This is a genomic window from Pseudomonas sp. NY15354, assembly GCF_048068075.1.
GTDB classification, from domain to species: Bacteria; Pseudomonadota; Gammaproteobacteria; order Pseudomonadales; family Pseudomonadaceae; genus Aquipseudomonas; species Aquipseudomonas guariconensis_C.
The window spans coordinates 1-11,681 of record NZ_JBLUPV010000055.1; the positions used below are offsets into that span (position 1 = coordinate 1).

Genomic DNA, 11,681 nt, shown 5'->3' on the forward strand with positions numbered 1-11,681 from the left:
AGGGGAAGGGCAGAAGGTCTACTACTTCCATACTGACCAGATTGGGTCGCCGCTGGAACTGACGGATAGCGAGGGGCAGATCGTTTGGCAGGCGACGTATCGGTCGTGGGGTTCGATTGAGCAGCTAGCCGTCGATGAGATTGAGCAGAACCTGCGCTTTCAGGGGCAGTATTTTGATGGTGAGACTGGGCTTCACTACAATACCTTCCGTTACTATGATCCTGAAATGGGAAGGTTCGTTACTCAGGATCCCATAGGGCTACAAGGCGGGTACAATCTTTATGCATATGCTCCTAACGCACTGATTTGGATCGATCCATTTGGGCTGTGTAAGAGCGCAGCTAGTGGAGATAAAGGTCGAGCCAAAGCAATGCATGATTTGGAGCGTAATGGCTTCAAAGTTGTCGCAGAAGAAGTCACTATGAAGGTGAATGGTAGTAGAGTACGAGCGGACTTTGTCGCTAAAGATGCACAAGGAAATTTACATGTGTTTGAAGTGAAGCACGGTACAGGGTCGCTCACAAAGAACCAAAAAGCTGCAGGTGTATTTGATATGAGTAACCCGGCCAACACAACACAGCACCTTGGGGGAGGAGTTATCAAACCTTCCAGTGGTACGGCGGCAAAGTTAAAAATTGATACTAAAAGTGCTCGCGGTAAGCTGCTCGGTGGAAAAGGGGCTGTTCACGACGCAGTGTTCAATGTTCTTAAATATCGGTGATTTATGAGTTCTGAAAATCGTTCAATTTTTGAGTCTCAGTTGCTTGAAGAGCTTAAATTAGTAGCAGCGCAATTTGAGGGTGTTGTGGCGTCGAAGAATAAACTAAAATTTAAGCACAATAAAAAAGTTGTAGGGGAGCTATTTTTAGAGCATCTCGCGCGAGTTGATGCTTATGTTCTTGGGGGTATGGTGTATGGTGGGGAAATATTTGATTGCTGCTCTAAATTTACACCGCCATATAAGAGCAATCTATTTAGCGAGGGCTGTTTCTCCTTTATTTCATCTGGTGAACAAAACAAAAAATTTAGTAGAGACTCTGGTGGTGCGATAAAAACCCCTGATCAATCTACGGTGAGGGAGATTTGTGCTCATATTAGATTGGTTTTGGAGGAGTACTATGTGCCACGACTACTGGCTTGTATAGTCCCGGCTAAACGAACGATAAATGATGTCTTGTCTTCGCCCGATGAGTATGCGTATCCTGCAATATTTATTCATTGCGCAGCAAAGTTAGAAATGAAGTTTGTAGATGAAAGTCTGCTGAACGCGGCGATGAGCTCTAAGAAAATCATTAAGAGCAAAGATTATGACATTCCGCTTCTTTCTGCATTGATATGATTCTTATATCGATGAATTTTGACGTGGATTAAGTTGTTGCTGGGCCCTGGATGGTTGGTCTTTAATAGTTCTTGTTTGGCCGCCTGATGATCAGCCACGGCAACGCCCTGGGCGGCACGCCACGCGTGGTCGAGCACTGGACCAGCGATGGCGAGCACTACCACTTCCGTTACGACCTGGAGGCCCGCACCAGTTGGGCCACCGATGTGCTGGGCCGTGAGCTGGAGATTCGTTACAACGAAGACCACCGCGTCATCGCCAGCCGCGACTACGGCGGCGAGCGCTACGCTATTGAGTTGGACGAGCACGGCAACATGGTTGGCCTGGGCCTGCCGGACGGCAACCAGCTCGCCTTCAAGTACGACGAGTTCGCCCACCTGCTCGAAGAAACCGACCCGCTCGGGCGCACGATCACTTACGAGTACCACCACCTGACCAGGCTGGTGACCCAGGTCACCTACCCGGACGGCAGCACCTGGCAAGCCCGCTACGACGACAAGGGCAACCTGCTCGCCGAAACCGACGCCCTGGGGCAACTGACCGAGTACCTCAACAGCGACGATGGCCTCCCGCACACCATCATCGATACGACCTACAAGTCCAAGTACCTGTGGTGGAACACCCTGGCGCAGGTGGAGCGCTACCAGGACTGCTCGGGCAAGAGCACCTACTACCGATACGACGAGCGCCAGCATCTGAACCATCGCGTAAACCGAATGGCCAGGGGTACGTTTTGCCGGTCGCGTGTCAGCAAGAGTGCTTTGTCTACGTAATCGAGAGGTGTGGTTGGTTTCATCAGTCACCTGGCCCTGTACAGCGTGAAAAGTCTTCCCAGTCATTCAGCGCCTCACTGCACCATATCCACATTCTCCTCCATCATGCGAACCAACATCGCATTCTCCACCGGCTTGCTGAGCAAGAACCCTTGCACCTCATGGCACTGGTCATCGCTGAGCAAGGCAGGCCGAGCCGGGGGTGCCAACGCACCAGCGCCTCGACCGAGGCGACCGAAATGCCGTCGACCTTGAAGCCCGGCTGGACGTCCTGTCGTTCTTCTGCAACTGGGTCATGCCGGACTCGGCATGGAAGCGGCTTTGCTGCGCTTCACGGGTATCCAGCGTCTCGGCGAGGCGGTAGAGGGAGAACAGCCCGAGTAACAGGGCCATCAACAATACGGAGGAAAACACCACGATCAGTTGGCGAACCACATGACTGCGGGTCGACAGGTCATTGTCAGCAAGCACGTCCATTCGTTCACCATCGCTGCCAGGGGAATGCAAGGTGGACCGGGCAGGCGCATGGGAGGTCGATGGAGCTGACGACCGGTGTCAATCCAAACTGCGACCGCCGCTTTGCCAATGCCGACAAAGGGTTCCCAGGCGTCGTTGGCAGCTATGAGATGTTCGTCGCCAGGCTGAGCAGGCCCCATGCACCGCCTGATAATCCCGAAATTCACTCAGGAGACGGTCGTGAAGCTGGAAACGCGAAGTATCGAGTTTGTCCCTCACGCTGAACGCTATGGCACACCCAGGCGGTTGTTCACCATCTGGTTCAGCTCCAATTTCCAGGTGACCGCCCTGATGGTCGGTACGTTGGGCATCGCCTCGGGCTTGAGCTTTGCCTGGACGCTGCTCGGCCTGCTGATCGGCAATCTCATCGGCACCATCTTCATGGCCGCGCATTCGGCCCAGGGGCCGCACCTGGGTGTCCCACAGATGATCCAGAGCCGGGCACAGTTCGGTGTCTACGGCGCGGCGATTCCGTTGCTGGTGATGGTGGTGGCCGCCGTGCTGTTCCTGGCCGCCAGCGGTGTGCTGATGCGCGATGCCCTGAAAGCGCTGCTACCGATCAGCGACGACCAGGCTATCGTCCTGGTCGGTGTGCTGACCTTCGTCATCGGCTTCGTCGGCTATGAGCTGATCCACCGCCTGGGCGCCTGGATGAGTTTGCTGTCTACGCTGGTGTTCGGCGGCGCCCTGGTACTGATCCTGCTGCACCCAGGCCAGGCGTCGGCGAATGCCTCGACCACGGGGGCGTTCTCGTGGACGGCCTTCAACCTGGTGGTGGCTCAGGCCGCGTCCTGGACGCTGGGGTATGGCCCCTACGTGGCCGACTACTCACGCTATCTGCCGGCCAACGTGAACACCCGCACCACGTTCTGGACAACCTACTCGGGCTGCGCGCTGGGCTCTTTCGCCATGATGGCCCTAGGTGCGTTGCTGGCTGTCGCGATACCGGCAGCCCTTGGCCTGAACCCGGCCACCGCGATCGCCACGTTGTTCGGGCCCTGGGCACCGGTGGCGCTGGGTGTGATCGCCCTCGGCGTCATCCAGTACAACGTGCTCTGCCTGTACAGCGCCTACATGTCATCGGTGACGATCTTCGGCGCCTTTGGTGGGCTGCGATATGTCACCCCCGCCGCCAAGGCATTGGTGATGGCGGTGTTGACCCTCGCCGCAACGCTGATCGCCATCGCCACCCAGTACCATTTCGATACCTTCTTTGCCGACATCCTGATCGGGCAGCTCTACCTGCTGATCCCTTGGAGCGCGATCAACCTGGCGGACTACTACTGGGTGTGCCGCGGGCACTACGAGGTCGGTGAGCTGTACGACGCCAAGGGCCGCTATGGACGCTTCAATCGCCGGACCCTGGCGGTGTATGCCGTCTCGATCATCGGCACCATTCCGTTCATGAAGCTGTCGTTCTACACAGGCTTCGTCGCGAACTGGCTGGACGCGGACATCAGCTGGGTGGTGGGCCTGGTGCTGGCGGGCGCGCTGTACTGCATGGTCAACAGTCCATCCTCGGCCAGGCAAGGCCAGTTGCAGTCTTCTGTCACTGACTGATGATGCCGCAACGCAAACCCTAGGCTTTCAATCGCCATGGACGGCGGACGGTGCTTCAGCTCACCGATGAGCCTCCTGTATCCACTGCCTACGGCATCAGCGCTGTATGACGGTTGCCCGCAGCGGATCCTTGAAAACGCGGTACTTCCACACACTCGCCCCGCACGCCAACGCCGCAAAGGCCACGCCAGCCCACAATGCCAGGGACGCGCCCTGGGCTGAATACACTTGGAAGAACCCCGCCACCAGCGCCGCCCCCAGCACCTGCCCGAGCATCCGCATCGTGCTCGACAGCCCGCCCGCACCCCCGCTGCGCTCCGGCGCAATCGACGAAATCATGTCGCGCATGTTGGGCGACTGGAAGAACCCGAACCCCGCGCCGCACACGGCCATGCGTAAGGCGATGTCCCAGGGTTCGGGCGAAGGCGGCAAGGTGCAGAGCAGCACCAGGCCGACCCCAAGGATGCCCATGCCCAGGGCCGTGAGGGTGCCGGTCGCGTAGCGGTCCGAGAGCCTCCCGGCGATGGGCGCCATGAGTGCGGCCATGGCCGGCCAGGGCGTGATCAGAAATCCGGTCTCGACTTGGGAGAGCCCCAACTGGTGCTGCAGCATGAAGGGCAGGGCGACGAACGCCAGGCTCTGCGCCGTGAGGGACGCCGCGGCGCTGGTGGCGGACAGCGCGTAGAGCGGCTGGCGCAGCAGGTCCAGGGCAAGGATCGGCGCGGGATGACCGGCTTGGCGACGCAGCAGTAGGCACAGGCCCAGCCCGGCGAGCATCGCGCTGCCCAGCGTGACGCCCCACGGCGCGCCCTGGGCCAGGCCGTTCACGGCATACACCAGGGCGGCAAGAAACACCGCGCAGAGCCCTGCGGCCACGGCATCGAACGCCCGTGCGCTGGTGGGCGTGGGCGGCAGGGAACGCAGGCCGAGGAACACCCCGAGCAGGCCGACGGGGACATTGATCAGGAACAGCCAATGCCAGCTGGCAAGGCTCAGGATCAGCGAGGCCACACTCGGCCCGGCGGCCAGTGACGCGCCCACGACCAGCGCATTGACGCCCATGCCACGGCCCAGCATGTGGCTGGGGAAGACGAAGCGCGTCATCGCCACACCCACACCGAGGATCCCAGCGGCGCTCAAGCCTTGCACCAGGCGACCGAGCAGCAGCCACTCGAACGATGGGGCCAGGCCGCACAGCAGCGACGCCAGGATGAACAGCACCAGGCCCGCCATCGAGATGCGCCGGTAACCGATGATGTCGCCCAGCGAGGCCAGCGGCAGCAGGGCGGCGATCATCGCCAGGTGATAGATGCTCACCACCCAGATCGACTGGGCGTCGGTGGTGCCCAGGTCGGCGGCGATGGTTGGCAAGGCGGTGTTGGCGATCGCCGTTTCCAGGTTGGCCATGGCGATGTTGAGCATGATCGCGATGACGGCGATGAGCCTTTGGGGTCTGGGTACCCCTTCGCCGGGTGGCGACAGGGTGGTCTGCTTGAAGGAGAACACGGCGAAACTCACGGCAGGAACGGACGGGGAGGCGGCAGGGCACCTGGCAAATACTAGGAAATGTCACCCGGCGCTAGAAATTAAATATCGGCATCCCTGGCAGTTGGAATTCGAATCGGCCAGGCCAGCGACGTCCTTCGAGCCGCTAATGGCCGGTGCTTACATTTTGTGCCGAGAGTCTCGTTGTTATCGCTGTTTTGGCGGGCATAGGATCGATCCGGCGTTGGGGGGGCTTTCGGAGCAGTTGCCGCAAGGTTGGCGATCCGTATGGGCGTTTGCCTTCATGCTGGTCGTTTTTTGACCGCAACTCCCCAGCCACTGGCCAACATTCCCGTGTGATCGCATTCAAGGAGAGCCATTCATGCAAATCACCCGCAGCATCAGCACCGTCGAAGTCCACACCGGTGGCGAGCCCTTCCGTATCGTGACCTCCGGCTTGCCGCGCATGCCGGGCAATACCATCGTCGAGCGCCGCGCCTGGTTGCTGGAGCACGCCGATGACATTCGCCAGGCCTTGATGTTCGAGCCCCGTGGTCATGCCGACATGTACGGCGGCTACCTCACCGAGCCGGTTTCGCCGACGGCGGACTTCGGCATCATCTTCCTGCACAACGAGGGATACAGCGATCACTGTGGTCACGGCACCATCGCACTGGCCACGGCAGCGGTGGAGCTGGGTTGGGTCGAGCGTACCGAGCCGGAAACCCGTGTCGGCATCGACGCGCCTTGCGGCTTCATCGAAGCGTTCGTGAAGTGGGATGGCAAGCACGCCAACGGCGTACGTTTCATCAACGTGCCGTCGTTCATCTACAAGCGCGACGTGACCGTCACCACCCCGAGCTACGGCGATGTCACCGGCGACATCGCCTACGGGGGCGCTTTCTACTTCTACACCAGCGGCGCGCCGTATGGCCTGGAGATCCGCGAATCTTCGGTGGAGGCGCTGAAGCAGTTCGGCGCCGAAGTGAAACAGGCGGCCAACGCCGCATTTGCCGTAGTGCATCCGGACATCCCGGAAATCAACCACATCTACGGCACCATCATTGATGGCGCACCGCGTTTCGCGCAATCCACCCAGGCCAACTGTTGCGTCTTCGCCGACCGCGAAGTGGACCGCTCGCCGACCGGCTCCGGTACCAGTGGCCGCATCGCGCAGCTCTACCTGCGCGGGTTGCTGGACAAGGATGACGTGTTGATCAACGAGTCGGTGATCGGTTCGGTGTTCACCGCCAAGGTCATCAAAGAAACCCTCGTCGGTGACATCCCTGCCGTCGTTCCCGAAGTGTCGGGCAACGCTTACATCTGTGGTTTTTGCAATTGGATCATCGACGATCGCGACCCGCAGAAGCAGGGGTTTCTGGTGCGGTAACGAAAAGGGCCACATTGGCCCCGTGGGGCGTCGAACCGCTGCTTTCTCAGGGGCAGTGGGCTTGCACGCGTGGTAATGTCCATCGCGTCAATCAACAAGGAATCGATCATGGATCTAGGCATCAAGGGCCGCTGGGCCATCGTCTGCGCCGCCAGCCAAGGGCTGGGCAAGGGCTGTGCCGAGGCCTTGGGCGGCGAGGGCGTCAATCTGGTGATCAACGCCCGTACCGCCACCACCCTGGAGCAGACCGCTGTCGAGCTGCGCAGCCGCTTCCCGGACATCGAGGTACGCACGGTCGCTGGCGATGTGGCCGAGCCTGCGGTACGCGAGGCCCTGCTCAGCGCCTGCCCGCAGGTCGATATTCTCGTCAACAACGCTGGCGGCCCACCACCGGGCGATTTCCGCACCTGGGGCCGGGAAGACTGGCTCAAGGCCCTGGACGCCAACATGCTCACGCCCATCGAGCTGATCAAGGCGGTGGTCGATGGCATGGCCGAACGCGGCTTTGGCCGGGTGGTGAACATCACCTCGGGCGCCGTGAAAGCGCCGATCGATATCCTCGGCCTGTCCAATGGTGCACGCAGCGGGCTGACCGGTTTCATCGCTGGGCTCGCCCGTCAGCAGCGTCTGGCCGGGCGCAATGTGACCCTGAACAACCTGCTGCCAGGCGCCTTCGACACCGCTCGCCTGCAAAAGACCTTGCAGGCGGCCAGCCAGGCCAGTGGCGACCTGCAGGCGACCACCCAGGCGCGCCGCCAGGCGATTCCGGCGGCGCGATTCGGTGATGCCAAGGAGTTCGGCGCGTACTGCGCCTTCCTGTGCAGTGCCCATGGCGGGTACATCACCGGGCAGAACCTGCTGATCGACGGCGGTGCCTACCCGGGTACGTTCTGACCTTGCACGCTTGGGCGAGGCGGCTGGATCACCCCAGCCGCGTCCCAAATGGGCTGCTGAGGATCAAATAGCTCTAGCTGCGCCCCTTGGCTAGCCTCCCTGGCGAGCGAACTACACCGTCTCGCCCACGGTCTTGGCGGCGACTTTATCGCGCCCGCCCAGCCACACCAGCAACAATCCGCCTGCTGCCAGCACGCCGCCAGCGACCGGTACCGCGGCGTAGCCCAGATCCAGGCTGATGACCGCGCCACCCAGCGCGGCGCCCACCGCGTTGCCGAGGTTGAAGGCGCCCACGTTGATCGACGAGGCCAGGCCCGGGGCCTCGCTGGCGGCGATCATCACGCGCATCTGCAGCGGCGGTACCACGGCGAAGGTGAACACGCCCCAGACCAACAAGGCCAGCGCCGCGCCGACGTGGGTTCCCAGCACGAACGGCATCAGCACCATGATCAGCGCCAGTACGCCGAGGAAGAGGCGTGCCGAGCCGTCCAGCGACCAGTCGGCCAGGCGACCGCCCAGGCTGTTGCCCAAGGTGAAGCCCACACCGATCAGCACCAGGCCCAGGGTGACGAAGCGATCCGAGGCGCCGGTGAGTTCCGCCAATACCGGGGCGACGTAGGTGTACAGGGTAAACATCGCGCCAGCACCGAGCACCGTGGTAGCCATGGCCAGCAGCACGTTCGGTCGGGCGATCACCGCCAGTTCCCGGCGTACATCGGGCACGCTGCCGCGCTCACCCTTGGGCAGGGCCCACCACAGCGCCGCCATGGCCAGGATGCCGAGCAACGCGGTGCCGGCGAAGGCCAGGCGCCAGCCGACCTGCTGACCGATCCAGGTGGCGGCGGGGACGCCGCCGATGTTGGCGATGGTCAGGCCCATGAACATCGTGGCGATGGCGCTGGCTTGTTTGTCGCGGGGCACGACGCTGGCGGCCACCACCGCACCCAGGCCGAAGAAGGCCCCGTGGTTGAGGCTGGTGACCAGGCGCGAGGCGAGCAGCGTGCCATAGCCGGGCGCCAGGGCGGAGAGCACGTTGCCGAGGGTGAAGATGGCCATCAGGGCGATCAGGGCGCCGCGCTTGCCGAAGCGGCTGAACAGCAAGGTCATGATCGGCGCGCCGACCATCACACCGACGGCGTAAGCGGTCACCAGCATGCCGGCGCTGGGGATGCTGACGTCGATGCCTTCGGCGATTACCGGCAGCAGGCCCATGGGGGTGAACTCTGTGGTGCCGATGCCGAAGGCCCCAATGGCCAGGGCGAACAGGACGTGTCCGGGTTTCATTGCGCGTGCTCCTGGTCAGCGAGGGCGGTCAGCGGGCCTTCCATCCGGTAGAACGACAGGTCGCTGGCGGTGAAGAAAGCCTGGGAGTGGCCGCCTGTGAAGTCATCGACATGCACCACGGTGGCGCCGTCGACTTCCTGCCAGGAGATCACGTAGACCCCATCGGCGATCTGTCGCCACTGGCAGGCAGCCTCGCCACTGGCCCCGGCGTAGGGGCCCGAGACGATGGCGTAGCGTACGCTGCGGGCATCGGCGCTATAGCTGTTGTGGGCGGCAAGGCCCGGGTATTCGACTTGGAAGCTGCGCCCGGCGAAGGCGGGCAGCGGAGTCTGGTCATGCGTGCTCATCGGATGGCCTGCGGTTGGCGGTTACTGTGAGGAACGAGAGGGATCGTTCGTGTGGCGAGGAGTATGTCCACCTTGATCCGGTGGATTAAGTCACGGTTGCGCCAAGAACCTTTGATTTGAAGTCACTAATGGCGGCGCACTTGCCCGTCGCAGCGGATGGGCAAGTGGCTTGATGACATACGATCAGTGGATGGCCACCGGGTTGATGTTGACCTGGGTCGAGCCCTTGTACAGCGGCTGGCCCAGCACGAAGAGGAATTCGAAGGCCTTGTCGCGCACCAGCGCGCGGGTGTCGATCAGCTCCAGGTTGTAGATGCCGCGCTTGGCCAGCATGAACTGGTTGACCGGGAACTCCTCGCCGGTGGGGTGAAGTAGTTCATCCGGGTTCTCCTGAACGGGAAGTGAGTCAGGCCCGGATTCTGGGCGGGGGCAGGGATGAGAAAAAGCGGCGGGCAGGACAATGACTTTTGCGTGGGGGGCACGGGAGCGATGGGCCGGGGATGCATGTGCGAGTCGTTTCGAACCAGACACGACCGAACGCGCCCAAACACGACCTGCCGCCCGCAACCTGCTGGTTTTCACTAAAGGAATACGGGCTTCGGTCGATCCTGTCGGTACAACAGCGATAAGGATTGCAGATGAACATCAAGCAGAAACTGACCTGGGCCTTCGCCATCATTGCCGGGTTGCCCATCGTTCTGGTGGCCACTTTGGTCGTACTCAACCTGCGCAGTGAGGCCCGTGACGATTTCCTCGACAACAGCAGCCGGGAAATTCGTCAGGTCGGCAATGCCATGAACATCTTCTTCCAGGGCATCGACCAGAACGTGAACTACCTGGCCGCCCAGCCCGTCATCGCAGAGACCGGCGACAACCTCAATAAATACCTTCAGGCCAATCCCAGCAATGTGCTGGGTGAGCAGGACAAAGAGGTCCTTACCTTTCTCACGCGCCTGGCCGAGACCCATCCGGCCTATGCCTATGTCTCCTACGGCGTAGGCGATGGCGGTTATGTCGGTTGGCCAGCGGGGCAGAAGTTCTCCAACTACGACCCTCGTCAGCGCCCTTGGTACCAGCTGGCCATGGCCAACCCTGGCAAGACCGTGCGCACCGGCGCCTACTATTGGGCGGCCGACGATGCGGTACTGGTCAGTACGGTACGCGCGGTCTCCAACCGTCTGGGCAGCACCGGCGGTGTGGTCAACATCGATGTTTCCCTCAATGGCCTCACCGAGATCGTCAAGAAGATCAAACTGGGCGAAAGCGGCTACCTGATGCTGGTGGAAAGCAACGGCAACGTGATGGTCGACCCGCGTGATGCCAGCCATAACTTCAAGCAGCTTTCGAGCTTCGGCGATGGCTATGCCGAGTTGGCCAAGGCTGGCAAAGGGCTGGTCGAAGTGGAGCTGGGTGGCGAGCACTACATGGCCAACGTCTATCCTGACGAGCAGTTGGGCTGGACCTTCATCGGCCTGATCCGCCACGACGAAGTGATGCAAAGCGCCACCCGCCTGAGCTGGCTGATCGGCACCATCGCCTTGGTTCTGGCGGCCGTGTTCGCGGCCGTCGGCACTGCGTTTGCCAAACTGATCGTGCGGCCGATCAACGGCGTCACTAGCGGCCTGGAAGACATCGCCCAAGGCGAGGGCGACCTGACCCGCAGCCTGGAAGTCCATGGCCGCGACGAAACCGCGCAACTGGCCAACTGGTTCAACCAGTTCCTTGGCGCCATTCGCAGCTTGATCCAGCACATTGGTAGCGCGGCCGGGCAGATCCTGCACACCTCCAGCAGCTCGACCCGTGTTTCCAGCGACATGAGCGAAGCAGCCAGCCGCCAGCGTGAGGCCGTCGACATGGTCTCCACCGCGTTCCACGAAATGGTCGCCACCGCCAACGAAGTGGCCCGCTCCTGCAGCCAGGCCGCGCAGTCGGCCGACAGCGGCCAGCAGCAGGCCCGCGAAGGCCAGCAGCAGATCGATGCGGCGGTGCAGAGCGTGGACCGCCTGAGCCAGGAGATCGAGCAGTCGGCCCAGTCGATCCAGCAGCTGGAGCGCGACAGCAATGCTATCCAGTCGATCCTCGGCACCATCCGC

General features: G+C 61.6%; 10 protein-coding genes and 2 pseudogenes. 7 read left to right on the plus strand and 5 right to left on the minus strand.

The window, feature by feature from the left end; genetic code table 11:
- The 3 genes and pseudogenes from ACNFCH_RS25560 to ACNFCH_RS25570 form a co-directional block, all read left to right on the plus strand.
- A partial coding sequence (locus tag ACNFCH_RS25560) for an RHS repeat domain-containing protein (RefSeq protein ID WP_416744451.1) occupies positions 1-721 on the plus strand: 721 nt, incomplete at its 5' end.
- 3 nt (positions 722-724) lie between these two features.
- Positions 725-1,339, plus strand: coding sequence for a hypothetical protein (locus ACNFCH_RS25565; RefSeq protein ID WP_416744453.1), 615 nt, complete (start codon positions 725-727; stop codon positions 1,337-1,339).
- Between the two features lie 83 nt (positions 1,340-1,422).
- A pseudogene (locus ACNFCH_RS25570) lies at positions 1,423-2,037 on the plus strand (type IV secretion protein Rhs); the annotation flags it as partial.
- A 246-nt stretch (positions 2,038-2,283) separates the two neighbouring features.
- Here the strand turns inward: ACNFCH_RS25570 and ACNFCH_RS25575 are convergent.
- A complete protein-coding gene (locus ACNFCH_RS25575; protein ID WP_416744455.1) occupies positions 2,284-2,589 on the minus strand; it encodes a hypothetical protein in 306 nt (101 codons plus the stop codon).
- Positions 2,590-2,808: 219 nt separating this feature from the next.
- Between ACNFCH_RS25575 and ACNFCH_RS25580 the strand changes: the two genes are divergently transcribed.
- Positions 2,809-4,188, plus strand: coding sequence for a purine-cytosine permease family protein (locus ACNFCH_RS25580; RefSeq protein WP_337160421.1), 1,380 nt, complete (start codon positions 2,809-2,811; stop codon positions 4,186-4,188).
- A gap of 96 nt (positions 4,189-4,284) precedes the next feature.
- Here ACNFCH_RS25580 and ACNFCH_RS25585 read toward each other — a convergent pair whose 3' ends face one another.
- Entirely contained in the window at positions 4,285-5,706 is a 1,422-nt protein-coding gene (locus tag ACNFCH_RS25585; protein ID WP_416744457.1) for an MFS transporter, read from the minus strand.
- Between the two features lie 349 nt (positions 5,707-6,055).
- Here ACNFCH_RS25585 and lhpH point away from each other — a divergent pair, with 349 nt between their 5' ends.
- A complete protein-coding gene (gene lhpH / locus ACNFCH_RS25590; RefSeq protein WP_416744459.1) occupies positions 6,056-7,063 on the plus strand; it encodes a trans-3-hydroxy-L-proline dehydratase in 1,008 nt (335 codons plus the stop codon).
- A 108-nt stretch (positions 7,064-7,171) separates the two neighbouring features.
- Entirely contained in the window at positions 7,172-7,957 is a 786-nt protein-coding gene (locus ACNFCH_RS25595; protein ID WP_337160427.1) for an SDR family oxidoreductase, read from the plus strand.
- A gap of 111 nt (positions 7,958-8,068) precedes the next feature.
- On the opposite strand, the gene ACNFCH_RS25600 is transcribed toward ACNFCH_RS25595, so the two are convergent.
- The 3 genes and pseudogenes from ACNFCH_RS25600 to ACNFCH_RS25610 all read right to left on the minus strand — a co-directional run.
- Complete coding sequence (locus tag ACNFCH_RS25600; protein WP_337160424.1) at positions 8,069-9,241, minus strand: MFS transporter; 1,173 nt, start codon at positions 9,239-9,241, stop codon at positions 8,069-8,071.
- Positions 9,238-9,588 (minus strand): MoaF-related domain-containing protein, encoded by a 351-nt coding sequence (locus tag ACNFCH_RS25605; RefSeq protein ID WP_416744462.1) that lies wholly within the window; start codon positions 9,586-9,588, stop codon positions 9,238-9,240. The genes ACNFCH_RS25600 and ACNFCH_RS25605 overlap by 4 nt, the downstream gene beginning before the upstream one ends.
- A gap of 183 nt (positions 9,589-9,771) precedes the next feature.
- Positions 9,772-9,948, minus strand: a pseudogene (locus ACNFCH_RS25610) (cyclase family protein); the annotation flags it as partial.
- 278 nt (positions 9,949-10,226) lie between these two features.
- Here ACNFCH_RS25610 and ACNFCH_RS25615 point away from each other — a divergent pair.
- Positions 10,227-11,681 (plus strand): methyl-accepting chemotaxis protein (locus ACNFCH_RS25615; protein ID WP_416744464.1); only part of this gene is annotated, 1,455 nt, incomplete at its 3' end.